Origin of the sequence: Micromonospora fluostatini, from assembly GCF_050410825.1 — a bacterium.
GTDB classification, from domain to species: domain Bacteria; phylum Actinomycetota; class Actinomycetes; order Mycobacteriales; family Micromonosporaceae; genus Micromonospora; species Micromonospora rosaria.
Genome location: NZ_CP191251.1, coordinates 4,915,438 through 4,939,167 on the forward strand (window position 1 = coordinate 4,915,438; position 23,730 = coordinate 4,939,167).

Below are 23,730 nucleotides of genomic sequence, written 5' to 3' on the forward strand. Positions count from 1 at the left end.
CACGCTGCCCGGACCAGGACGCACTCCGGCTGGACCGCACCGCCGCCCGGGGTGACCGGGCCTGATCCGCCGCCACCGGGTGACCTCGTCGAGGGTGGGGTGACGGGCCTGGTCAGACCCGAGCCGATTCGGCGTGGCCCCGGTCGTGGTCGTGCAGGTCACCGAGGTCCCAGGCGGGGAACGGGTCGGGCAGGTCCCGCCACCCGGACTCCCCCACGGCGATCTCGGCGTCGGTGAGCAGGCAGGTGGTCAGGGCGGCCCGAAGGCCCTCCCCGTCCAGTCCGACACCGATGAGGACCAGTTCCTGCTGCCGGTCCCCGAAGACCGGATGCCAGCGCCCCTCCAGCTCCGCCCGCTCGTCGGGATCCTGCGGCCACTGCCCGGACACGGCGACCGGGATCCCGACCGGGTCGCAGCGCCCGGACGGGCCGGCCTGCGACCAGAGGGCCTGCACGTCCGGGCGGCTGGCCAGCCAGAGGAATCCCTTGGACCGCACCACACCGAACGCGTCGAGCCCATCGGCGAGCAGATCCCACAGCCGCCGCGGGTGGAACGGCCGGTGGTCGCGGAAGACGACGCTGGAGATGCCGTACTCCTCGGTCTCCGGCACGTGCTCGCCGTTGAGCTCGGCGACCCAGCCGGGTGCGCTCTCCGCCCGCTCCAGGTCGAACCGGCCGGTGTGGAGGATCTCCACCGGTGGCACCCGCCCGTGGACGGCACGGATCTGCCGCGCGGCCGGATTCAGACGGGTCAGCAGCGCCTCCACCAGTGCCACGTCCGCGGGGGCGACCAGATCGGTCTTGTTGACCACCAGCACGTCGGCGAACTCGATCTGGTCGACCAGCAGGTCGGCGATGCCGCGGTCGTCCCCCTCGTAGGCGGCCAGCCCGCGCGCCTGCAGCGTCTCCCCCGCCTCGATGTGGGCCAGCAGGGCCGCCGTGTCCACCACCGTCACGGTCGTGTCCAGGCGAGCGAGGTCGTCGAGCACCTGCCCGTCCTCCACGCCGAAGGCGAACGTGGCGGCCACCGGCATCGGCTCGGAGATGCCGCTGGACTCGATCAGCAGATAGTCGAAGCGGCCCAGTCGGGCGAGCCGGGCCACCTCGTCGAGCAGGTCGTCCCGCAGGGTGCAGCAGATGCAGCCGTTGGTCAACGCGACCAGGCGCTCCTCGGTCCGCGACAGGGCGCCCCCGTCGCGGACCAGCGCGGCGTCGATGTTCACCTCGCTCATGTCGTTGACGATCACCGCCACCCGCAGCCCGTCCCGGTTGGCCAGGACATGGTTGAGCAGGCTGGTCTTTCCCGCCCCGAGGAAGCCGGAGAGGACCGTCACCGGCAGCCGGCCGGTCACCCCTCCCCCACCACCTGGCGCCCCTTGTACAGGCCGCAGTGCGCGCAGGCCCGGTGCGGCACCACCATCTCCTTGCGGGGGCACGGGCAGGGGGTCAACGTCGGCGTGCTCGCCTTCCACCGCGCCCGTCGGTGCCGCGTGTTCGACCGCGACATCTTCCGCTTCGGTACGGCCATGGGGGTCTCCTTTCCGAGGGGGTCCACCCAGCATAACGAAACTGGTTTTCGTTTTCAGATTCGCCCCGCACCGGACCGGGGGAGGACGAACACCGAGGTGAGCCGTCCAATCGACGGTCGGCGCCTGGAACCTCAGCCCACCACCTGGTCGGGGACCTCCGCGGCGGGGGCGACCCGTGGCGCTCCGGTGCCGCCGCGGGCGCGTACCCCGCGCCACCGCCCGGGTACGAGACCGTGCCGGGGGGCGAACAGCCAGGCCAGGACGAAGGCGGCGGTGGCGACCAGCACGACGGTGCCGCCGACCGGCAGGTCGTAGCTCCACGACAGGTAGAGCCCCACCAGGGCCGACCCGCCACCGATGACGGGGGCGAGCAGCATCATCACCGCCAGCCGGTCGGTGAGCAGCCGGGCGGTGGCGGCGGGGGTGATCAGCAGCGCGAGGACCAGGATGTTGCCGATCGTCTGCAGGGAGATCACCACGGCGAGGGTGACCAGCACGTAGAGCGCGATGTCCAGCCAGAACACCCGCAGACCGATCGAGCGGGCCATCTCCCGGTCCAGGCAGACCGCGACCAGCTCCTTGTGCAGCACAAACGCCACCGCGAGGATCGCCAGGCCGGTGAACCCGACGGTGTACAGGTCCCGGTCCGGGATGCCGGTGATCGAGCCGAAGAGGAACTGTTGCAGGGACCCGGCGTACCCGGGCGCCCGGGAGATGATCACGATGCCGAGGGCGAAGGCGGCCACGAAGAACACCCCGATGAGGGAGTCCTCCCGGATCCTGCGGTGCTGGGCGAACACGGCGATCAGCAGCGCCGTCACGATGCCGGCGACCGCGCCGCCGAGGACCAGGCTGCCCTGCAGCACGAAGGCGACCGCCAGGCCGGGGAAGACCGCGTGGGCCACGGCGTCGCCGATGAAGGCCATCCCCCGCAGCACCACGTAGCAGCCGATGACCCCGCAGACGATGCTGGACATGACGGCGATCGCCAGGGCCTTGGGCAGGAAGGCCAGGTCTGGGTTGAGGAGATCGTTGAGGAAGTCGGTGATCGGCATCAGTGGGCCCGGACCATCCTCAGCAGCGGAGAGCGGTCGCTGACCCCGAAGGTGCGCATCCACACCTGCGGGTCCTGCAGCTCCGTCGGTTTCCCCTCCGCGACGATCCGCTGGTTGAGCAGGATCAGGCGGGTGCAGGACGACATCGCACCGATGAGGTCGTGGGTGGTCATCAACAGCGCTTTTCCTTCTGCTGCGAGGCCGGTGAACAGGTCACCGAGCAGTTCCTGGGTGGGCAGGTCGAGCCCGGTGAACGGTTCGTCGAGCAGCAGCAGCTCGGGTTCCAGGGCCAGGGCCCGCGCCACCAGCACCCGTTGCCGCTGGCCGCCGGAGAGTTCGGCGACCGGCCGGCGGCGCAGGTCACCGAGGCGTACCCGGTCGATGGCCTCGGCGGCGGCCCGCCAGTCGGCCACCCCGGGGCGGCGCAGCAGACCGATGCGTCGGGTGCGGCCGGTGAGCACGGCCTGCTCGACCGAGATGGGGAACTCCCAGGCGAACTCGTGCCGCTGCGGCACGTACCCCACGGCGGAGCGGCCCGGCCGGCTGGGTACGCCCGCGACCAGGACCTGCCCGGCCCTCGGGCGCAGCAGCGCGAGCACCGACCGCAGCAGCGTCGTCTTGCCGGCGCCGTTGGGCCCGATCAGGCCCACCAGTTCACCGGATTCGACCCGCAGGTCCACGCCGCGCAACACGGGCCGGCCACCGAGGTCGACGTCGAGGCCGTTCACCACCAGCGCACTCACGTCAGCTCCCGCTGCCGCTCGGCGCTCCGCCGGGCCGCCCGGCCACGGAGCAGGACCACGAGCAGGGCCACCGTCAGACCGACGGCGGTCACCGCCAGGGCGGCGACGAGCCAGGTGGCGGTGTTCCCGTCCGCCTCCTCCGCGCTGGTCGCGGCGGCCTCCGACGAGGAGGGGGCCGGCACCGTGGGGGGTACGACGGCGAGGGCGGCGTCGCTGCTGGTGGCGTCGCCGACGGCGAAGCGGAGATGTCTCGTGGCGGTGACCTGCTCGCCGCTGACCAACGTCGCGCTGACCCGTACCGCGACCAGGTAGACGCCGGGTGCGGTGAACACCCAGTTGGCGTGGGTGTGGGTGTTCACCTCCACCCACATCGGCTGCCCGGGAGGCTCGGTGGAGCGCCACAGCACCTGCGGTTCGCTGAAGGTGCCGGACTGCACGTACATGGTGACCGTGCCGGGGCCCTCGACCCCGGCCAGTTCGAGGGTCACGCCCCGGTCGATGGTCCGCATGACCCGGGGGTCCTGGGTGTTCCAGCCCACCCACACCACCTCGGGGTGCTGCACCTGCGGGACGACGTGCACCGGGGTGCCGGCCGCGACGCCGAGGAACTCGTACGCCGGATCGTCCGGTACGGGCTGGATCGCCGCGTCGGTGACCCGCAGCACGGTGCGGTCGGGATCGCGCCACACGGCCTCGACCGCGTCGTCGTGGATGAGCAGGGTCCACTGGTCGTCGACGTAGCGGGGGCCGATGTCGACGTGACCGGCGGAGAGCACCGCAGGCTCGGGGGAGATCGGCTGGTCGGGCGCGATCGACTGGTCCAGGGCCGCATCCGGTGACGCGGGTGCGGGTGCCGCGGCGGCGGCGCCGCTCGGCCCGGCCAGCGCCAGCAGGACCACCGGTACCACCGTCAGCAGACGACGGGCTCTCACTCGTTCCTCCTTCATGTCGCCAGGCAGTCCCGCAGCGACTCGGCGTTGAAGCGCATCATCTGCGCGTAGGTGGTCACCCGGTCGTCGAAGGTGTCGCCGTAGATCTCGCACACCCGCACGTCGAGGGCCCGGGCGACCTCGGTGAGGGTCGAGGAGCGGGCCCGGAGGTTGGGTTCCAGGAACACCGCCGGTACCCGCAGGTTGCGGATCGTCTCGGTGAGGCGGCGGCGGTCGGCCAGGCTCGGTTCGGCGGCCGGGTGCGGGGTCACGAAGCCGGAGATCTGCACGTCGTAGGCGGCGCCCAGGTAACCGAAGGCGTCGTGGGTGGTGATCAGGTGCCGGCGGTGGGGCGGGATCTGCGCCAGCGTGGTGCGGACGTAGGAGTCGAGGGTCTCCAGCTCCGCGGCGTAGGCGGCGGCGTTGTCCCGGTACGCCGTCGCGCCGGCCGGATCCACTCCGATGAGGGTGTCCCGGATGAGTTCCACGTAGGCGATGACGTTGCGGACGTTCTGCCACAGGTGGGGGTCGATCTCACCGTGGACGTGCTTGCCGAGGACCGCCTGCGGAAGTTGGTGGATCTGGGTGCCGGGACGGCCGAGGAAGCGGAAGGCCCGGTCGGCCGGTACCGGAGCCAGGGCCTTGTTCGGCACCTCGATCACGGTTCGGGCGGGATCGTGGATCCGCTGGTGGGCGTCGCCGCCGCCGTGGGGATCGGCGAGCAGGTAGAGGGCCGGTCGGCCGGTCGCGGCGGCGTCCAGGTCGACGGTCACGTCGGCGTGCCCGGAGCGCAGCACGGTGGCTCCGGTCATGCCCGGCACGGTGTGCGGGTCGATTCCGACGGCGAAGGTGAAGGTCTGCTCGCCGAGCGGGACCGGGCGCGAATCCGGAGTGACCGCCAGCCGCGCCGACATCGACAGCCGGTACACCCCTGGCTCGGCGAAGACCCAGCTCATGTGGGTGTGGGCGTCCGGGGGCAGGATGGCCGTGTCGTCCCGGTACCCGGTGGCGGGGTCGAAGCCGTCCGCCGAGTTGAGGTAGAAGGTCGGGTTGCCGAACGACTCGGTGAGGTAAGCGGCCATGACGGCCGGGCCGTCCACGGCGGTGGCGTTGAGCAGGACGTCCGAGGTGCGGTTGGCGCCGTAGGCGGCACCGGCGCCACGAACCCGCATACCGAGCCAGATCGTGTCCAAGCCGGCGTCCTCCACCAGCGGGATGATCTCGGCCGCGTACTTGACCGCCCCCTCGGCGAGGGAGACGTTCGGCACCCCCTCGCGGAGATTGGCGTCGAGCGCCTTGATGACGGCGTGCTCCTCCAACAGCAGGTAGTTGCTGAAGGCCAGATCGGCGTAGACGACGTTGCGCACGTCCCGCAGGGACGGTTCGTAGGAGTGCGGGTCGGCCCTGTCGGGCACCAGGGAACTGACCGCGACCCGGTCGCCGCCGACATTGGCGACCAGGTCCCGCAGGATCCCGGTCGTCGTCACGACCTGGACACGACCATCGCGGTCACTGAGCACCTCGCCCGAAGAGCAACCGGCCAGGCCGACCGCCAACAGCACCAGCAGGACCAGCCCGCGCGCGTTCGGCACCTGTTCACCCCTTCGACGATCCGCAGGCCCGCACGCTACCACGCTAACGGAAACGATTATCATGTGTATAAGCAGGCACCGTGGGTGCGACGGACCGCGCCCGACCCCGGGTGGGATCGGGCGCGGCGCAGACGCGGCCGGGAGAGTCAGCCGACCTGGAAGGTGAACTGCTTCGTGGTGCTCACGGCCTGGCCGTCGGCGGCCCGCACGCCACTGACCTGGAAGGTCACCAGGTAGGTACCCGCGACGTCGAAGCCCCAGTTGACGTGGGCGTGCGCGTTGCGGTTGACGTTGAGGCTGTCCGGCAGTCCGTCACCGCTGTCGAACAGCACCGTCGGGGTGCCGCCGGAGGCGGTGTAGACGCTGAAACCACCCGGCCCCTGCACATGGGTCAGCCGGAACACGACCCGGTTGTTCTGCAGGGCGCCACTGGCCACCTGGGTCGTGTTCCAACCCGCCCAGAGCAACCCGCTGGTGTTGGCCTGGGGCAGGACGTACGCGTGGCCACCGCTGCCGAGGAACGACCAGGCCGGACCCGACGGCACGGCGCTGTAGGCCGCCGGGGGGACCTTGAAGACGACGGTGGCCGGGTCCCGCTCCACCGGGACCGAGCCGGTGTCGTCACGAACGCTGACCACGATCGGTCCGCCAGCGGTGTGGTTCACGTCGATGACATCGACGTGCCCGCTGGTCAACTCGACGATGGCCGCCCTCGCCGGGGTGGCTACCGTGAGCGACGACACTCCCGCCAGAACGGCCGACACGGCCCCGGCGAGCCACCGGCCATACCGGATTCTGATCACGTCCATCCTCCTGGTGTCCGGGGCCGTCAGGGCAGAACGACGAAGCGCAGGTAGACCGAGTCGGACCCGATCACGGTTCCGGTGCCGGCCAGGGTGGCACCGACCTTCGCTTTGAGCAGGTAGATGCCGGGCTTGCTGAAGGCCCAGTTGGCGTGCAGGTGGTCCCCCACCGGCAGCTCGACGACGTCCGGCAGTCCGTCACGGCTGTTGGCCAGCACCGTCGGCTGCCCGAACTGGTCCTCGGTGTAGATGGCCACCTGCCCCGAGCTGGGCGCGCTGATCAGCTGCTGCACCGTCAGGTCGACCGAGTCGGCCTCGAAGACACCCTCCTCGAGTTCCTCGGTGGCGATCCCGGCCCAGAGCAGGTCCTCGTTCTGCGCCTGCGGCAGGACCCATACCGGCGAGCCGGCACGCCCCAGGAAGCCGAAGGCCGGGTCACCGGGAACCGAGGTCCTGGCCTGCGACGTGACGACGAAGATGACGTCGGAGTGGTGGCGGTGCACGCCGGGCTCGACGGTGTCGTCATGCACCCCGAGCTCGAGCACGCCGTCCTCGTACTCCACCTCGATCACGTCGACGTGGCCGGCGGAGAGAACCACCGGCGCTCCGACGCCGTCGGCCCGCGCCGGTGCGGCGGTGGCTCCGAGCACCGCGACAATCGCGGCACCGGCGACCAGGACCTTCCCGACCCGAGGGCGGATTGCGGTCAACACGAGACGACCTCCTTCACGGTGGCCAGCCCCAAGCAGGCCACGTGATGACAATGATATTCGTTTTCATCGAGGCGCGATAGAGGGCCGGCGCGACACACGACCCACCACCCCTGCGCCGTTGACACGGAGCCGAGGTCACCCTGCGGGTTCGTGGGCGCGGTGTTGACGTCGATGCCGATGTACCGATGTGCGCTGGTATCGCTCCAGCACCCCGGGAACCTGTTCCCGGAAGGTCTGCCGGCAGCCGCGCGTGGGGCACACCGGACGCCGCACCCGCACGCGGACCACCACCCGGCGCTCGTCAACCGGCACACCGGCCACCGTCCGGTCCACACCCTCGAACGCGACCCCGTCTCCAACTGAGTTCTCGGCTAACCGGAACCCTCCGTCACCACCGTCCGTAGGACACCGCCGGTTCCGGGCAGGCCCCTGGAACCTGCCCTGCGCCACGGCGCCGCGCCGAGCCTGCCCGACCTCCACAACCAGGCCATCGACGGGATCGCCACCGGCGAGGGTGTGGGCTCCTGCGGCACCGCCGCCCACCGGCGGGAGCCGGTCATCGTCACCGACATCGCCACCGACCCGTCTGGGACGACTTCCGGAGCCTCGCCGACAGGGCCGGGCTGGGTGCCTGCTGGTCGATGCCGAATCTGGCCCGTGACGGCAGCCTGTTGGGGACTCTCGCCATGTACCACCGCGCGCCCCGTGCCCGCAGGACACCGACCTCGCCCTGATTTGGGAATTCACCGGCACGGCGGCCCTGGCCATCGAGAAACCACCACATCGAGCAGGCGAAGACGGCCGCCGAGGCCCCGCGCCAGAGCCGCTCCCGACGAGTTGGCCAAGGCGGTACGCGCCGAGCAGAAACTGCGCGCCGAGGCCGAGCAGCGTGCCGCCGCGGCACTCGCCGCCCGGATGCGGTCTGCTGCCGCCGCGCAAGCCGCCCGGCCCCGCCCCGGAAGCTGTCAGGTCGGCGGTGCGGTGCCGAAGGATGCACCGCGGCGGCCGAGATCACATCGCCGACTCGTGGGGTGACTCAGCGTGGGGTTGCCCCGTCCACACCGAGAAGGCCATCCTCAACGTCCGGTCGGTGTTCATCGCCGCTGATGGTCAGCTGGGATTCGGGCAGCGGTGCGATGCGGATGTCGGTGTTCTCGGCGTGGGCGAACAGTACGGCAAGGGCGGCGCTGTCGAGGTCGTCGATCTGGGTGAGATCGACCGCCAGCGGGCGACGGTCGGGTTCGACGGTCTTGGCGAGTGTCTGTCTGAAGGTGCCGGCGTTACTGGGGTCGGTTTCCCGACGGCGGTCACCATCGGGCGTGCCGTCGGATGTATGGCCAGTCGTCAGGCGCAGGAAGGTGGTCATGAGGTGATCCCTGTCGACATGTCGACGGTGGTGCCCGTCACGTCGTGCGGTGGCGATGCTCATCACGGACAACACTCCGCCAGTGTCAGGCACTGGTCTAGCGTGTCGCTGTGGCGCTCGAACTTCGTCCCCTCACACTCGATGACGTCGCCGCTGTCCACGACTGGGCCCGTCTACCGGAGTCGTGCCGGTATCAGGTGTGGGGACCGAACACCTATGAACAGACGCAGGCATACGTGCGGGCCGCGGTCGCGGCGGTGCCGGGCCGGATGGTGTTCGGGGTGCTCGTCGATGGCGAGGTCGTGGGCACCGCAGAGCTGAGACTGCACGGGCCGAGCACCGGCGAGGTCGCGTACGCCGTGCATCCGCGACTGTGGGGGCGGGGCATCGCGACGGCCGCGGCGCGGCTGCTGCTGCGCAGGGGGTTCCACGAGCACGGGCGTCACCGCATCTTTGGCACGTGCGACCCACGTAACGTTGCCTCCGCAGCGGTGCTCCGCAACATCGGTATGCAGTACGAGGGCCGGATGCGCGGCACCGCGTACGTTCGGGATGGCTGGCGCGACTCGGACCTCTACGCGATCCTCGCCGACGACTGACCTCCGATGGCACGACAGGTTTTCACCTGCGCAACACGATCGGGTACATGGCTGCCGTGACCAGGCCCCACGCCGCGAAGACGGCCCATGGAGCCCAGCCCGGGAGCCCGCCTCCGAGGTCGAGCAGCCAGCCACCGCCGAGGTTGCCGGCCAGCCCGCCGACCGCCAGGGCGAAGCCGTTGGCGCCGAAGTAGGAGGCGACCGCCCCGGGCGGGGCGAGCCGGGAGATGGTGCCGTTGAGGGTGGGCAGGAGCAGCACCTGGCCGAGAGTGAAGACGATGACGCCGGTAACGACGCCGGCCGGCCCGGGCAGCAGGCCCAGCAGCAGCAAACCGATCGCGAGTGCACTCGTGCCCAGGGCGAGGGTGTGCCCCGTACGCAGGTGCCGCTCGGTGAGCCGGGTCAACGGGACAGTGGCGCCCACCATGACGACCGCCGCCGCCGTGTAGACCAGGCCCAGCGACGCCGTCCCCGGTAGTACCTGCCCCACCCGGACCGGCACGGCGAGGTAGAGCTGGCTGAACAGCGCCCAGGTGACGGCGCTGACCAGCGTGAACCGCCGGAAATGGGCGTCTCGGGCAACGGTGCGCAGCAGGTGCAGCGGCGAGGTGCGGACGGCGGCGCCGGCTCCGGACCGGCCTGGGCGCAGACCGAGCCAGGTGATGACCCCGGCGAGCAGGAACAGACCCGCCGCGACGAGGCACAGCACAGTGAAGTTGGTGCTGGCCAGGACACCACCGATCGCCGGGCCGAGAACGAACGCAACGTTGCTGGCCATCTCTCGCACCGCGTAGGCACGGGTGCGGTGCGGCTCGGGAGTCAGCTCGGCGTACAGGGCGTAGCTGGCCGGATGGAACAGGGATCCGCCGAGCCCGGCCAGGACTGAGGCCACCGCGAGGCCGGGCACCGAGTCGACGACGCCGAACGCGGCGAAACCGGCGGCCCGCAGCAGCACACCCAGGCAGATCGCCCGGCGATGACCGATCCCGTCGGCGAGCACTCCGGACCAGAGCATCATGCCCTGCTGGCTGGCCGACCGTATGCCAGCGAGCAGACCGGTGAGCGCGATGCTGAGCCCGACGTCGTGCAGCAGGTGGTATGCCAGCAGCGGAACCAGGGCGTAGAAGCCGAGTCCCATGAGGAAGGTGTCAGCCACCATGATCCGCAGGTCGGGCGACCACCAGGTGCGGCCCGGCTCTGGGGCGTCCCCCGGCGCGGGAGTCAGATCCTCGCGCCGGGGGTTCGCGCCGGTCTGCCGGGTGGGCTTCAGCGCCGTACCCGTGCGCCGGATCCGGCGGTGAGCGCCTCGACCTCCGCCAGACTGGCCATCGAGGTGTCCCCCGGCGTGGTCATCGCCAGGGCGCCGTGGGCGGCACCGAACTCGACCCCGGTCCGCAGGTCCTCGCGCTCCATCAGACCGTAGATCAGCCCGGAGGCGAAGCTGTCCCCTCCGCCGACGCGGTCCAGGATCTCCAGACCCGGCCGAAGGGTCGCGGTGACGAATCCGGTCTTGGCGGACCAGCCGACGGCACCCCAGTCGTTGACCGTGGCGGTCCGGACCGTTCGCAAGGTGGTCGCCACCACCGCGAATTGGGGATACGCCTGGGTGACCTGGTCGATCATCTTCTGGAAGTTGTCCACCTCCAGGTGGGACAGATCCGCGTCGGTATCCGGCACCTCGAAGCCGAGGGCGGCGGTGAAGTCCTCCTCATTGCCGATCATGACGTCGACCATCCGGGCCAGCCGTTGGTTGACGTGTCGTGCGCGCTCCTGCCCTCCGGCATCACGCCACAGGCTGGGCCGGTAGTTGAGGTCGTACGAGATGACCGTTCCATGTCGGCGGGCGGCGGCCATCGCCACCGCCGCGGTCTCTGCGGACACCTCGGACAGGCCGGCGTAGATGCCGCCGGTGTGCAGCCAACGCACGCCGAGGTTGCCGAACAGGTGCTCCCAGTCGACATCGCCCGGGCCGAGTTGGCTGGCGGCGGTGTGCCCCCGGTCGGACGTGCCGACCGCCCCGCGTACCCCGTGCCCGCGTTCCGTGAAGTTGAGCCCGTTGCGGGTGGTGCGGCCGATCCCGTCGTAGGGCGTCCACTGCACCAGAGATGTGTCCACTCCGCCCTGAAGCATCAGATCCTCGACGAGCCGGCCGACCTCGTTGTCGGCCAGGGCGGTGACGACAGCGGTGCGCAGGCCGAAGCAGCGGCGCAGCCCGCGCGCGACGTTGTACTCGCCGCCGCCCTCCCAGACCCGGAAGGTACGGGCGGTGCGTACCCGGCCCTCCCCGGGGTCGAGGCGCAGCATCACCTCGCCGAGGGAGACCAGGTCGTAGCGGCACTCTGCGGCGGGGCGGACGTTCAGCGTCATCGGTCACCTTCTCGGGCGGCGGCCAGGGCCGCGGCGGTCAGCGTCGTCACGTCGTCCCACCGGCCGGCGGTCAGCAGCCCGGCGGCGACCATCCAGGTGCCCCCGACGGCGAGCACCGAGGGGTGGTCGAGGTAGCCGCGGAGGTTGGCGGTGGTGATCCCACCGGTGGGAACGAAACGCAGGCCGGGGTAGGGTGCGGCCAGCGCCTCGAGCATCGGAAGGCCGCCGAGTCGCTCGGCGGGGAAGAACTTGAGCACCGAGAGCCCGGCGTCGAGGGCCATCTGAATCTCTGTGGGGGTGGCCACGCCGGGGATGACCGGCACCCCGTGTTTCTGGCATCGCCGCACCACGGCTGCGGAGAAGCCGGGACAGACGACGAAGCGGGCACCGGCGTCGACCACCTGGTCGACCTGGTCGGCACTGGTGACCGTACCCGCGCCGACCACCAGGGCGGTGTGATCGGCCAGTGCATGGATCGCTGCGACAGCCGCCGGGGTGCGTAGGGTCACCTCGACCGAACGCAGGCCGCCGGCCACCAGCGCCGCACCGAGCCGTGGTGCGACTTCGGCGTCGTCGAGGACGACCACCGGCAGGAGGCGGTCGCCGGCGATGACGTCCAGGACGGTGGTGCCCGCCTCTGCGGAGGCCAGAGGTCCCGTCATCGGTTGCTCCCGCAGCGGGTGGCCGGGGCGAAGAGGTCGCCGTAGTCGCCGACGCTGTCGCCGCCGGCGTTGCCGTACATCAGGTTCCCGCAGACCCGCCCCTGCGGGTTCGCCTGGAATTTGATCCCGCCGTAGGTGTTGTTGGTGAGCACGTTGCCGTAGGCGTCGTTGTTCGTGCCGTCGGTCGGGGTGTCGCCGCCGAAGCGGATGCCCGCGCCGAGGTTGCCGGTAGCCACGTTGTAGCGGAAGGTGTTGCCGGACCCACGAGCGTCGTACGCCGCCGACTTGTCGTCGAGCTGCCCGGTGCACCAGTTGAACTCGACCAGGTTGGCGGTCGAGTTCTCCTTGATGTCGACGCACTCGTTACCCTGGGTGTCAATTCTGTTGTGATGGATATGGTTGTATCGACTGACGTCGGGCCGAGCGTCCGGCGCGCCGTTGAGGCCCTGCTGCTCGGGGGCGGTGCCGAGGTAGATCGCCTCGCCGTTCTTGCCGCCGCCGTTGAACACGAAGTCGTCCACCCCGCACGGGCCGATGTCGTTGTGCGACACGTCGGCCTTTGTGATCAGGTAGCGCATCCGCAGGCATTCACCACCCGCGTTGGTCAGGCGCATGCCGCGAACCCGCAGCCCGTCGACCCCGTCACCGGCGGTCGTGCTGATGACGTAGATCAGTTTGTCGCGGTAGCCGTCGCGGCTGTCCGCCGCGCCGTGCAGGCCGTCCACGGTGAACCCGGAGAGGTTGGTGCGGTCGTGCTGCACCTGGAGGATCCGGGCCCCGCCGCCGCCCTTGACCACCGCGCTGCGCGGCCCGGTGATGGTGACGCCGGGCCGCCGGGTCACCGCATCCTGCAGGTAGGTGCCGGCCGCGAGGTGCACGGTCGCGCCGGTCGGTGCGACGTCCAGCGCGTGCTGGATTGTCGCGAACGGCGTTGCTCGGGAACCGGGCCCGGTATCGTCCCCGCCTGGGCTCACCCACAGGTGGCCCACCGGCGCGGCGGTGGCGGCGGTCGGGAGCGCCGCCATGGCGGTTCCGATGGCCAGCGCGAGGGCGGTGCCGGCAAGTCGTCGTGTCGTCATGGCTTCCTCTTCCGGTCGGGCGGGGTGCAGGGTCGTGGACGGTCGGCGAGCCGCAGGCCGACCAGCAGTGGAAGGGTGCCGCCGAGGAGCAGCGGGCCGAACGCCAGCGGGGCGGTCAGCACCGGCGCCGCGACCGCCACGCCGAGCAGCCCCAGGCCTCGGCGGGGCGAGGCGAAGGCGAACAGCAGGGCGCCGCGGGACCAGCGCCGCACGTCGCCGCCTGGGTTTCGGGCAGCGGTCACCGCCAGCGCCAGGTGGTACGGCACCGCGGCGAGCACCAGCCCGATCTGGAGGGCCAGCAGGGCGAGGGCCGCGGCGCCGGTGCGGGTGGCGAGGAAGACGACATTGGCCGCCAGCACGGCACCGGCGACGGTCGACAGCAGCGCGTGCCGCCACAGCCGCCGCCAGTAGCGCCCGAAGGCTTCCAGCGTGCCGAGGAAGGGCCGGCCCCGCCCGTCGTCGCGCCACTGTTGCAGTGCGTATGCGGCGGCGGCCAGCGCCGGTAGCCAGGTCACCACGCCCAGGCAGAGCAGGAGCAGGGCGCAGCCGGCCAGCGCCGGGTACGCGACGAACTCCAGCATCCGCAGGGCTGTGTCCTCCCAGCCGGTCCGCCGCTCCCCGACCGGATGGCGCCGGCCCGGCGTGGACCGGCTGATCCGCGTGCCGGCGGTCAGGCTGGCCACGGCAGCATCCGGGTCACCGGCTCCGCGCCGTCCAGCAGGACCCGGCCGGCCAGTTCGACGTGGGTGGCACCGACCACCCCCACCCGGGCGGGGTGACCGTCGGCCGCCGGCACCAGGATCACGGCAGCGGCATCGGCCCATACGTCGGCGTTCTCGATCCGCCGCCCGGTCGGCGCGAGCAGTACCGTCTCACCGTCACCGAACCGGATCCCGGTCCCCGCTGCGCAGCCCGCCGTCTCGGCGGTGGCTGGTGTCGGGGTCAGCGCGGTGGTCGGCTCGATGGTGGTGAGGATCCGGGTGCGCGGCGTGGGCGCGACCCTGACGCGGACGGTGTGCAAGGTACGGACGATCCGCAGGCTCGGGGTGCTGGCGGTGGGATTGGCCTCGATCTCGGTCGTGCCCTGACTGACCGTGGCGTCGTCCGGGGCGAACCGGCGCACCTGGGCCTGCGCCGGGCCGGAGCGCAACACGACGTCGCCGTCGATGAACTCGGCCGGCCAGTCCGAGTGCAGCAGAAACGTCCACTCCCGTGGCTGCTCTGCGTCGAGTTCGTCGAGGATCACCAGCCGGCCGGACGGGGTGAAGACCAGTGTCCGGTCGACCCGCCGGACGCCGAGGGCCGGATCGAACATCGCGGCCGACTCGGCGGTCGCGTGCACCAGGCCGCCGTCGGCGAGCACATCGCGCAGCCGGGCCTGCCGCCCGTACGGCAGGTCCTTGTAGACGTGGTAGCGGTCCTCGCCGGCCCAGCCCTGGCCGTCGACGAGGACGAGATTGTGGTGGGCGGCCCGCTTGCGGTTGCAGTAGCCGTCGTCCACGGCGAGGAACGCGCCGTGCGCGCCGAACACGAACGATCCGGCGTCGGGGTGGTGGTGCCCGGCGTTGAGGGTCTCCCAGCCCTTGTCGCGGCGGAACCGGTCGGCGGTCTCCCAGGCGGTGTGCCCGCCGCCGGGCGCCGACTTGAAGCTGACGAAGGCCGCGCCGTCGTGCCAGCCGGTACGGGCGGTCACCTGGCCGAGGTCGGGGAAGTGCGCGGTGGTCGGCACCGTCTCCGCCGGGTCCACGGCGGGCACCTGCGGGTCGTACCAGAGCAGTTCGTAGCCGGCCTCGGGCATCACCCCGGGCCGCACCCCGGAGGCGTACGCCTCCCGCCAGTAGTGCCGCTCGGCGACATGGTCGGCGAGCCAGCGGGCCCGGCCGTCCCGGTAGGCGGCGGCGAGCTTGTGGTAGAGCGCCACGCTGTGTCCTGACCGGCGGTCGTGGCAGTCACCGTGGTCGACGTTTTCCTCGAACCCGGGGGCACACTGGTGCAGCCGCCATTCGAAGGTGTGCCGCAGGAAGCCGCCACGCTCCCACCAGTCGACGCCCTCGGCGTGCTGGAGCAGGTCGAGGTGGACAGCCAGCCACGGCACGCCGTACCGCCAGTAGACGACGCCCTCGGAGTCGGACCCGTCCGCGGGCATCAGGTCCAGCACGGTGCCGAGGTTGTCGCGGGCCCGGTCACTCCACTGTGGCTGGTCGAGGACGTAGCCGGCGGCGGCCAGCCCGGTGTAGCAGATCCAGTTGTGGTTCTGCCAGTAGCTCGACGACCACCAGCTTCCCTCGGTCTGCACCGCGAAGTCGTACATCCGCTCACCCTGGAGCAGCAGCTTGGCGCGCAGCGCGTCGGCCTCATCGCCGGGCAGGTCGTCGCGGAGCCAGGAGTACGCCAGTGACAGCCCGTGCAACAGCCATCCGGCGTCGAGGTCGTGGTCGGGCAGCTTCGCCTTCCCCCAGTGCGGGAAGGACACGGCAATGCTGGTCCACCGTCGGGCCTCCGCCAGGTAGCCGGGCTGCCCGGTCAGGCGGTAGGCCAGGGCGAGGTTCATCGCGGCCGGACCGAAGTAGGTGATGCTGGCGGTCGGATGCTCGGTGGGCGGGCTCTGTCCGCGGTACCAGTCGCACTGCTCGTACAGTCGCCGCCACTGGGCGGCGTGGGTGGTGGTGAGCGCGGCCCGCAGTTCGTCGAGCCGATCGCCGATCAGCAGGGGTTGCATCAGGTCCCCATCCGGTAGACGGAACGGAAGGTCACAGCGGTGGCGTCCGGCACGGTCCAGTCGACCCAGGTGCGAACCCGCTGCGGGTCGTTCGCCGGCCCGGGGCCGGGCCGACAGAGCACGTCGGCCGGCACCGAGGCCGCGTGCGCCCCGAGCAGCTTCTGCCGGCCGGCCCAGTCCGTCTCCAGCGCGCCACCGGCGCTGGGCCAGACGGTGAGGTCGACGTCCGGACGCAGGTGGGCGACGACCAGGCGGGGCCGGTCCGTCTCGACGGTGAGTTCGTCCACCAGCGCGCCGTCACGCAGGGCCAGCTCCCGGCGGGCCGTCACCCCCGGATAGGCCGTGTCGCAGCCGACAGCTACCGACCGGTTGTCGTGCCCGATCAGGTATCCGGCGCACTCAGCCTGGTCCGACCCATCGACGCTGAACGTCGGGTGCGCGGCGGTCGAGGCGTAGTGGCGACGCCACCCCCGGTGCGCGTACGGCACCTGGCCGGGGTCGGGCTGCCAGGGGGTGTCCGCGCCGTAGAGGTACAGCGCCAGCTTGTCCAGGTGTCCGTGCGAACCGCCGTGCGGGCCGAAGTCCACCACGGCGTGCAACCCCGCGCCGCGCAGCACCGCGTAACCGGCGTCCCGGTGCAGCGTGACCGGCTCCGTCGTGGTGGGCAGCGCACCGAGCAACGGCAGCAGCTCCCTCAGCTCGGTCAGCTCGTACGCCGCCGACGGGCGGTCGTACGGGCCGTCGTGCAGGGCGGGCAGCAGACCGCCCAGAGTGGTGAGGGATTCCAGCACCCCGGCCATCGCGGTGAGTCGGTCCCGTACCTCGCCGGGGACCTCGACGTGCCGCACCGCGTGCAGCGCCAGCAGGTACGCGCGCAACACGAAGCCGTGGTAGTAGGTCGACCCCTCCCACTCCCATCCGTCCGGCCGGACCGCTACCGGGACGTGGGCGTACAGGCCTTGCGGCCCGGTCAGCCACTCCGGCCGGCCGGAGCAGACCGCCCCGGCGGCGATGAGCCAGGCGGTGTAGTTCGAGTCGAAACGGCCGGCACGGATCAGGGCGTCGCGTGCCTGCCCGGCCGCCGCGACGAGCGCGCGCAGGAACTCCGTCACCTCGGCGGGCAGGGGGTGCCCGGCCTCGCGCAGTGCCCGGGCGGCCTGCCCGATGGTCACCGCCCAGATGGCCTCGGTGAGCGCCTGGTGGAACAGCCGGCCCCGCAGCATCCACTCGGCGGCACCCTCGTGGGGGGCCGCGCCGAGTGCCGCGTACTGCCGGGCGTATCCGGTCAGCAGGTCGATGGCGGTGTGGCGGTCGGCGGCGTGCGGGGACCTGGCGAGCGCCCGGATCTGCCGGGCGCAGGCCTGGTGGGCCAGCACGGTCCAGGCCCCCCGTACCGCGGGCTCGTCGACCCGGCAGCCGTGCCGGCAGCGGGCTCCAGCATCGGGGAAGGCACCGGAGAGCAGCCCCTCGTGTTCGAGTTCCACACCGTGCACCGGGCAGACGTAGGCGTGCCACCAGCCGCCCCGCTCCGCCGGCGGCACCGGCCGGATGGTGGACGGTGGAGCGGTGCCGGTCACCGGAACCACGCGCCACCGTCGATGTCGATGGTGGCCCCGGTGACGTAGGAGGCGGCGTCGGAGGCGAGCCAGACGACCGCGCCGGCCACGTCGTCCGGGGTGCCGCCCCGCCCGAGCGGCACCCCGCCGATGATCGCCTCCTGAGTGGCCCGAGCGGTGAATGTGTTGTGGAAGTTGGTACCACCGATGAAGCCCGGAGCGACCGCGTTGACGGTCGCTCCACTGGTCGCCAATTCCTTTGCCAGGCCCTTGGTCAGTGCCCGCACTCCCGCCTTCGCCGCCGCGTAGACGGCCGAGCCGGCGCCCCCACCGTTCTGCGCCGCCAGCGAGGACATGGTGATCACCCGCCCCTGAGCGCCGGCCGACCGCAGGTGCGGGATCACAGCACGGACGGTGCGGAACGTGCTGCCCAGGTTGAGGTCGACGACCGCGGCGTAGTGCTCGTCGGTCATCTCCGCCACCGGGCTGCGGCCGACCATGCCACCGGCGTTGCAGACCAGGATCTCCAGTCCGCCGAGGAAGCTGGTGACGTCGTCGACGAGGTCGCCGACCTCGCCGGTCCTGGTGAGGTCGGCCTGCCGGACGACGGTCTTGCGGCCCAGCGCCTCGATGGCGGACGCCACCTCGCCGGCCGGGCCGGCCGAGTGCCTGTGGTGTACGGCGACGTCCGCCCCGGCCTTGGCCAGCCCCACGGCGATGGCCGCGCCGATCCCGTGGCCGGCGCCGGTGACGAGAGCCCGGCGTCCGGTCAGGTCGAAAGTCATCAAGGTGCTCCTTATTTACTTGATTCCGGCGGTGGCGAAGCCCTGCACGAAGTACCGCTGGGCGATCAGGAACAGCACGATCATCGGCACGGTGGCCAGCGTCGAGCCGGCCATCAGATAGGACCACTCGGTCCGCTCGGCCTGCTGGAAGGCGGCTAGGCCGACCTGGATCACCCTCAGGTCGTCACGCGTGGTGACCAGCAACGGCCAGAGGAAGTTGTTCCAGCTGTTCTCGAAGGTGACCAGAGCGACGGTGGCGATCGCGGGTTTCACCAGCGGGGTCATCACCCGGGCGAAGATCCCGAACTCACCCATCCCGTCGATGCGGGCCGCTTCTTCCAACTCCCTTGGCAGCGACAGGTAGAACTGCCGGAACAGGAAGATCGCGAACGGGGTCAGCGCTCCCGGGACGATCAGGACCCACCACGAGTCGAGCCAGCCGTAGCCACCCCGCCCGAGGTAGTCGTTGCCGCCGAAGAACGGCATGCCCTTGGCGATCAGATACTGCGGGACGATCTTCGTGTAGGTCGGGATCATCATCATCGCCAGTACGGCCATGAACACGACGGTCCGGCCCCGGAACGGCACCCGGGCGAGGGCGTACCCGGCCATCGTCGCCAGCATCAGGTTGATCACCGTGTGCCCGATGGCGATCAGCAGGCTGTTGCGGAAGTACGTCCCGAACGGGGCGTAGTCCAGCGCGGCCTGGTAGTTGCTCCACACCCACTCGTCGGGCAGCAGGTTCGGCGGATAGGCGGCGATGTCGGCGCGGCTCTTGAGCGACGTCAGGATCATCCAGACGAATGGCACGATCATGACCAGGGCGCCGCCGCCGAGCAGCAGGTGCAGTACCAGGCGGGGAGCGAGCTTAGGCTTCATCGGCTTCCTTCCCGGTCAGCCGGCGGCCGATCACCGTCAGGACGAGCAGGAAGGCGAAGAGCACCAGGCTCTGCGCGCAGGCGGCCGAGATGTCGAACTCGCCGAATGCGGTCCGGTATATCTCGTACGTCATCACGGTGGTCGAGTTCGCCGGACCGCCGTCGGGAGTCAGCACGTACACCTGGTCGAAGACCTGGAAGGCGTCGATCATGGAGACGATGAAGACGAAGAACGTGGCGGGTTTCAGCAGAGGCAGGGTGATCGCGAAGAACCGGCGGAGGCCCGAGGCGCCGTCGAGGTCCGCCGCCTCGTAGAGGTCGTGCGGGATGTTCTGCAGGGCCGCCAGATAGATCAGCATCTTGAGGCCGATGCCCTTCCAGATGCTGACCAGGATCACGGCCGGCATCGCCCAGTCGGGGTCGGACAGCCAGGCCGGCCCGTTCACCCCGACGCGCTCCAACAGCAGGTTGAACAGCCCGAGGGTGGGCTCGAACATCCACATCCAGACCAGCGCGATCGCGACGGTGGCGGTGATGTGCGGCATGAAGAACGCCGCGCGGTACCAGGCCCGCGCCCTGATCTGCTGGTTCAGCAGCACCGCGATGAACACCGCGATCGCCATCGCCACCGGCACCGTGAAGAAGGTGAAGACGATCGTGTGCCAGATCGACCGGTTCCAGATGTCGTCGGCGAAGATCTCCCGGAAGTTGTCCAGACCGGCCCACTGGATGGTGCCGGCGATCACGTCGTAGTCGGTGAAGGCCAGGCCGAAGGTCGCCACCACCGGCAGGCCGATCCACCAGACCAGGTGGATCACCGATGGGGCCAGCATCAGGTAGGCCGCGCGGCGGCGGTCGGCGCCCAGCCGGCGGCGGCGGGGCGGGCGTGGCGTCCGGCTCGCGGACGCCACGCTCACGGATTCCAGGGTGGAGGTCATGTCAGCCCTTGGCGATCGCTGCCTGCGCCTTGGCGGTCAACTCGTCGAGCGCCTGCTGCGGGGTCTTCTGACCCAGCAACGCGGCCTCGATGGCCGCTTTGAAGTCACCCCGGATCTCCAGCCAGGCCGGCACGCCGCCCTCGGAGAACGCGGCGTCGAGGTTCTCCATCGCGAACTGCGCGGCCTTGTTGCTCTTCACGTACTCGGAGTCGGCGAGGCTGTTGAGCGCCGGGACGTTGCCCCGCTGCTCGTTCGCGGCGAGCGATGCCTGCTCGTCGGTGAGGAAGCTGACCAGCGCCTTGGCCGCCGCGGGGTGCGAGGACTTGGCGGAGACGGTGGCGAGGGTGCCGCCCTGGAACATCGCGGGCCGCTCATTTCTGATCATGAAAAAGCCGATCTTGTCGTCCTTGATCAGCTCCGGTTCCTGCTCCTCGATCGCCAGCAGGTGGTTGTTGTGCCCCACCATCATGGCCGCCCGCCCCTGTGCCAGCGGAAGACCGGTGGCGCCCGGTTGGGTGAAGCCGAAGTCCTCGGACTTGTCGGTGCGGATGATGTCGGTCATCAACTGCAACGCGCCCACAGCCTGCGGGCTGTTGAAGGCCGGTTTCCCGTCAGCGGTCCACAGCTCGCCACCGTTGGCCCACATCAGCGGAAGGAACGTCTGCCGCAGGTCGTTGGAGAGGATGTCCACGCCGGCACGGGTGAGCTTGCCGCTGCTGTCGCGCACGGTCAGCTTCCGACCGATCTCCCGCAACTCGTCGAAGGTGCTCGGCGGAGCGCTGATGCCCGCCTCAGCGAAGATGTCCTTGCGGTACAGCCCGAAGCGGGTATCCAGCATGATCGGGAGGCCGTAGACCTTGCCCTGGTAGATGCCGGGCTCGACCACGCGCTCGTTGTACCGCTTGGTCAGGTCCTGCTTGCTCTCGTCCAACTCGGCCAAGGCGCCCTTGGCCGCGAACGGCGGGATCCACCCGACTCCCATGAGCATCACGTCGTACGGCCGGCCGCCGGCGATTGAGGTGGTGAGCTTCTCGTTGAGCTTGCCGTACGAGGTGTAGTCGACCTCGACCGCGACATCGGGGTACTTGCTCTTGAAGTCGGCGAGCTGCTTGTCGAGCACCGCCTTCCCGTCTGCGCCCTCGAAGATCGGCGTCAGCAGGCGCACGGTCCCGCTGACCTTGCCGTCGTCGTCCTCGCTGGGGGCCGGTCCGCCACAACCTGCGGCGAGCAGCGCCGCCGTCAGTACCGCTATCACGGGGCGCATCCGGCTCCGCCTGGTTCCTGTCATCATCTCGTCCCTTCCGCGGCGCGAAGGCGCCGCCTGGGTCACTGCGACGTCACGGGCTCGGTAGCCGTTTGATGCATCGATTTACTGGTGGAACGATGCAGCAAGGCTAGGAGCGAGGTGCAGGCATGTCAATGGGTGGACACAAGCCAGCAACACGCGCTTAACTAAGCAGGTACGGAACCGCCACGAGACGGTAAACCCATACACTCCTTGCGTTCCGGTCCCCCGCGCAGCACAGGAGAGCCACGGTATGGCTGGTGTGACGATCTACCAGGTCGCAAGGGAGGCTGGGGTATCCCCCAGCACCGTGTCGAACTTCCTCAACGGGCGCCCGGGACGGATGCTCCCACAGACCCGCGCCCGGGTGGAGGCGGCGATCGAACAGTTGGGATACCGGCCGAACCGGGCGGCCCGCCAACTCCGTACCGGCCGGATCCAGGTGATCGGCCTGGTGGTCCCGTCGGTGGCAAACCCCTTCTGGGGCAACTTCGCCCGCTACCTGGAACGGTCGGCCCTGGCCAACGGTTACCACGTCCTACTCTGCAACAGCGAGCGGGAGCCCGACCGGGAGCTGCGGTACCTCGAAGAACTGTGGGGCGACGGCATCCGCGGCGTCGTGCTCTGTTCCTCACTACCCTCGCTGGAGCACGTCCTGCCCCTGGTCGAACGCGGTCTCGGCCTGGTCGCGTTCGACCGCACCGCCCAGGCCGGCGACCCCGCGGCGCTGGTGAACATCAGCGTCGACAACGTCGTCGGTGCCCACCTCGCCACGGCCCACCTGCTAGAACTCGGGCACCGGCGGATCGCCTTCGTCTCCGGTTCGCTGCGCAGCATCAACCGCCGGGAACGCTTTCGCGGGTTCACGAACGCCTTCGAGCATGCTGGCCTCGATCCGACCGAGGCGATCATCTGGTCGGGCAACGCCGAGCACGAACCGTACGGGGACCTCGACGCCGCCGGCCTCGGCCGATCCGCGGCCCGCGACCTGCTGCACGGCCAGGAACGACCGACGGCCATCGTGGCGATCAACGACATGTGCGCGCTCGGGGTCAGCGCCGGAATCCGCGACGCCGACCTGCAGGTCGGTCGGGACGTCTCGGTGGTCGGCTTCGACGACATCGTGCTCGCCGACCTCGCCGCGCCGCCGCTGACGACCGTCCGGCAGCCCATCGCGGACATGGCGGCGACGGCGTTCCGACACCTCCTCGCGCGCATCGAGGACCCGGACGGCGGGCCGAGCCAGTCCCTGCTACTGCGCCCGGAACTGGTCGTCCGCGCGTCCACCGGGCCCGCACCCAACCCCCTGGAGTGAGGAACGACCATGACGACAGGCGGCGGCGTCACGCGGGTCAAATCGGCGGACCGGACAGTGGAACTGCTGGAGCTGCTTGCCGCATCGCCCGACCGACGCACGCTCGTGGACCTTGCCCGGGATCTCGGCATCCCGAAGAGCAGTATGCACGGGCTGCTCCGTACCCTCGTGCAGCGCGGCTGGGTGGAGACCGACTCCGCCGGCCTGCGATACGGCCTCGGCGTGCAGGCCCTTAGGACCGGATCCGCCTACCTGCGCACCGACCGGTCGATCCGACGCCTGACCCCGGTGGTGGACCGGCTGCATCGCGAACTCGACGCCACCGTGCAACTCGGCCGGGTCACCGGTGGTCAGGTCGTCTGCCTGGTCAGCAGGGAGAAATTTGGCGCGACGCCGGCGATCGCGGCGGGCCGGCACGCACCGGCCCACGCCACCGCGCTGGGCCGGGCGGTGCTGGCCCGACTCGCAGCCCCCACCCCGTCCCGCCCCATGGACGCCCCGGGGAACAGCCACCATCTCGACGACCTCGCCCGCACCGCGAAGCGCGGCTACGCCGTCGACTGGCATCCGGACGGGGCGACGACCTGCTCCTGCGTCGCGGTGGCGGCCCCACCGAAACTCGGCCCGTACGACGCCATCGGCGTCTGCGTGGCGGGTGGCCGGCTGACCGAGGGACGGGCGAGCCAGATCGCGGGAGCCATCGAATCGGCGATCACCGCAGCACTGACCGGCAGAACGCCCGCCGGCAACCGATTCGAAATCCCCCGTTGACGTCACAGTCATCACCTTCTATGGTCACCCGGCACTAGTGCCGCATA

At 70.7% G+C, this 23,730-nt stretch carries 23 protein-coding genes and 1 pseudogene; 3 read left to right on the top strand and 21 right to left on the bottom strand.

Annotation, left to right across the window (positions count from 1 at the left end; all coding sequences use genetic code 11):
- Positions 1-112: 112 nt before the first annotated feature.
- The 10 genes and pseudogenes from ACQUFX_RS21625 to ACQUFX_RS21670 form a co-directional block, all read right to left on the bottom strand.
- Positions 113-1,351 carry a GTP-binding protein gene (locus ACQUFX_RS21625; protein WP_428962140.1) on the bottom strand — a complete coding sequence of 413 codons (1,239 nt, stop codon included), beginning with the start codon at positions 1,349-1,351 and terminating at the stop codon, positions 113-115.
- Entirely contained in the window at positions 1,348-1,527 is a 180-nt protein-coding gene (rpmF, locus tag ACQUFX_RS21630) for a 50S ribosomal protein L32 (RefSeq protein ID WP_428962141.1), read from the bottom strand. Before rpmF ends, ACQUFX_RS21625 begins: the two co-directional genes overlap by 4 nt.
- Before the next feature lie 132 nt (positions 1,528-1,659).
- Positions 1,660-2,583 (bottom strand): anchored repeat-type ABC transporter permease subunit, encoded by a 924-nt coding sequence (locus ACQUFX_RS21635; protein WP_428962142.1) that lies wholly within the window; start codon positions 2,581-2,583, stop codon positions 1,660-1,662.
- Positions 2,583-3,326 carry an anchored repeat-type ABC transporter ATP-binding subunit gene (locus ACQUFX_RS21640; protein ID WP_428962143.1) on the bottom strand — a complete coding sequence of 248 codons (744 nt, stop codon included), beginning with the start codon at positions 3,324-3,326 and terminating at the stop codon, positions 2,583-2,585. The genes ACQUFX_RS21635 and ACQUFX_RS21640 overlap by 1 nt, the downstream gene beginning before the upstream one ends.
- Positions 3,323-4,273 carry a choice-of-anchor M domain-containing protein gene (locus ACQUFX_RS21645; protein ID WP_428962144.1) on the bottom strand — a complete coding sequence of 317 codons (951 nt, stop codon included), beginning with the start codon at positions 4,271-4,273 and terminating at the stop codon, positions 3,323-3,325. The genes ACQUFX_RS21640 and ACQUFX_RS21645 overlap by 4 nt, the downstream gene beginning before the upstream one ends.
- Positions 4,270-5,847 carry an anchored repeat ABC transporter, substrate-binding protein gene (locus ACQUFX_RS21650; protein WP_428962145.1) on the bottom strand — a complete coding sequence of 526 codons (1,578 nt, stop codon included), beginning with the start codon at positions 5,845-5,847 and terminating at the stop codon, positions 4,270-4,272. The genes ACQUFX_RS21645 and ACQUFX_RS21650 overlap by 4 nt, the downstream gene beginning before the upstream one ends.
- 146 nt (positions 5,848-5,993) lie before the next feature.
- Positions 5,994-6,656 (bottom strand): choice-of-anchor M domain-containing protein, encoded by a 663-nt coding sequence (locus ACQUFX_RS21655; RefSeq protein WP_428962146.1) that lies wholly within the window; start codon positions 6,654-6,656, stop codon positions 5,994-5,996.
- Between the two features lie 20 nt (positions 6,657-6,676).
- A complete protein-coding gene (locus ACQUFX_RS21660) occupies positions 6,677-7,363 on the bottom strand; it encodes a choice-of-anchor M domain-containing protein (protein ID WP_428962147.1) in 687 nt (228 codons plus the stop codon).
- Positions 7,364-7,528: 165 nt separating this feature from the next.
- Positions 7,529-7,690 (bottom strand): annotated as a pseudogene (locus ACQUFX_RS21665) (ISL3 family transposase); the annotation flags it as partial.
- Positions 7,691-8,399: 709 nt separating this feature from the next.
- Positions 8,400-8,729, bottom strand: coding sequence for an STAS domain-containing protein (locus tag ACQUFX_RS21670; protein ID WP_428962148.1), 330 nt, complete (start codon positions 8,727-8,729; stop codon positions 8,400-8,402).
- Positions 8,730-8,839: 110 nt separating this feature from the next.
- Between ACQUFX_RS21670 and ACQUFX_RS21675 the strand changes: the two genes are divergently transcribed.
- Positions 8,840-9,328 carry a GNAT family N-acetyltransferase gene (locus ACQUFX_RS21675; RefSeq protein WP_428962149.1) on the top strand — a complete coding sequence of 163 codons (489 nt, stop codon included), beginning with the start codon at positions 8,840-8,842 and terminating at the stop codon, positions 9,326-9,328.
- A gap of 22 nt (positions 9,329-9,350) precedes the next feature.
- Here ACQUFX_RS21675 and ACQUFX_RS21680 read toward each other — a convergent pair whose 3' ends face one another.
- Genes ACQUFX_RS21680 through ACQUFX_RS21730 form a run of 11 tightly spaced genes read right to left on the bottom strand, consistent with a single transcriptional unit; the run spans position 9,351 to position 21,567 of the window.
- Entirely contained in the window at positions 9,351-10,619 is a 1,269-nt protein-coding gene (locus ACQUFX_RS21680; protein ID WP_428967031.1) for an MDR family MFS transporter, read from the bottom strand.
- Entirely contained in the window at positions 10,595-11,695 is a 1,101-nt protein-coding gene (locus ACQUFX_RS21685; protein WP_428962150.1) for a sugar kinase, read from the bottom strand. Before ACQUFX_RS21685 ends, ACQUFX_RS21680 begins: the two co-directional genes overlap by 25 nt.
- Entirely contained in the window at positions 11,692-12,357 is a 666-nt protein-coding gene (locus ACQUFX_RS21690) for a bifunctional 4-hydroxy-2-oxoglutarate aldolase/2-dehydro-3-deoxy-phosphogluconate aldolase (RefSeq protein WP_428962151.1), read from the bottom strand. The genes ACQUFX_RS21685 and ACQUFX_RS21690 overlap by 4 nt, the downstream gene beginning before the upstream one ends.
- Positions 12,354-13,436 carry a DUF1565 domain-containing protein gene (locus ACQUFX_RS21695; RefSeq protein ID WP_428962152.1) on the bottom strand — a complete coding sequence of 361 codons (1,083 nt, stop codon included), beginning with the start codon at positions 13,434-13,436 and terminating at the stop codon, positions 12,354-12,356. The genes ACQUFX_RS21690 and ACQUFX_RS21695 overlap by 4 nt, the downstream gene beginning before the upstream one ends.
- Complete coding sequence (locus tag ACQUFX_RS21700) at positions 13,433-14,119, bottom strand: DUF624 domain-containing protein (RefSeq protein ID WP_428962153.1); 687 nt, start codon at positions 14,117-14,119, stop codon at positions 13,433-13,435. Before ACQUFX_RS21700 ends, ACQUFX_RS21695 begins: the two co-directional genes overlap by 4 nt.
- The gene (locus ACQUFX_RS21705; protein ID WP_428962154.1) at positions 14,107-16,155 is read right to left on the bottom strand and encodes a hypothetical protein; all 2,049 of its coding nucleotides are present in this window, start codon (positions 16,153-16,155) and stop codon (positions 14,107-14,109) included. Before ACQUFX_RS21705 ends, ACQUFX_RS21700 begins: the two co-directional genes overlap by 13 nt.
- Positions 16,155-17,732 (bottom strand): heparinase II/III domain-containing protein, encoded by a 1,578-nt coding sequence (locus ACQUFX_RS21710; RefSeq protein ID WP_428962155.1) that lies wholly within the window; start codon positions 17,730-17,732, stop codon positions 16,155-16,157. The genes ACQUFX_RS21705 and ACQUFX_RS21710 overlap by 1 nt, the downstream gene beginning before the upstream one ends.
- A complete protein-coding gene (locus ACQUFX_RS21715) occupies positions 17,729-18,496 on the bottom strand; it encodes an SDR family NAD(P)-dependent oxidoreductase (protein WP_428962156.1) in 768 nt (255 codons plus the stop codon). The genes ACQUFX_RS21710 and ACQUFX_RS21715 overlap by 4 nt, the downstream gene beginning before the upstream one ends.
- Before the next feature lie 15 nt (positions 18,497-18,511).
- Positions 18,512-19,375: a carbohydrate ABC transporter permease gene (locus ACQUFX_RS21720; protein WP_428962157.1), complete on the bottom strand. Its 864-nt coding sequence runs from the start codon at positions 19,373-19,375 to the stop codon at positions 18,512-18,514.
- Complete coding sequence (locus tag ACQUFX_RS21725; protein WP_428962158.1) at positions 19,365-20,291, bottom strand: carbohydrate ABC transporter permease; 927 nt, start codon at positions 20,289-20,291, stop codon at positions 19,365-19,367. Before ACQUFX_RS21725 ends, ACQUFX_RS21720 begins: the two co-directional genes overlap by 11 nt.
- 22 nt (positions 20,292-20,313) lie before the next feature.
- Entirely contained in the window at positions 20,314-21,567 is a 1,254-nt protein-coding gene (locus tag ACQUFX_RS21730) for an ABC transporter substrate-binding protein (protein WP_428962159.1), read from the bottom strand.
- Positions 21,568-21,850: 283 nt separating this feature from the next.
- On the opposite strand from ACQUFX_RS21730, the gene ACQUFX_RS21735 reads away from it, so the two are divergent.
- Both ACQUFX_RS21735 and ACQUFX_RS21740 read left to right on the top strand, forming a co-directional pair.
- A complete protein-coding gene (locus ACQUFX_RS21735) occupies positions 21,851-22,912 on the top strand; it encodes a LacI family DNA-binding transcriptional regulator (RefSeq protein ID WP_428962160.1) in 1,062 nt (353 codons plus the stop codon).
- Between the two features lie 9 nt (positions 22,913-22,921).
- Positions 22,922-23,683 (top strand): IclR family transcriptional regulator, encoded by a 762-nt coding sequence (locus tag ACQUFX_RS21740; RefSeq protein ID WP_428962161.1) that lies wholly within the window; start codon positions 22,922-22,924, stop codon positions 23,681-23,683.
- Positions 23,684-23,730 lie beyond the last annotated feature (47 nt).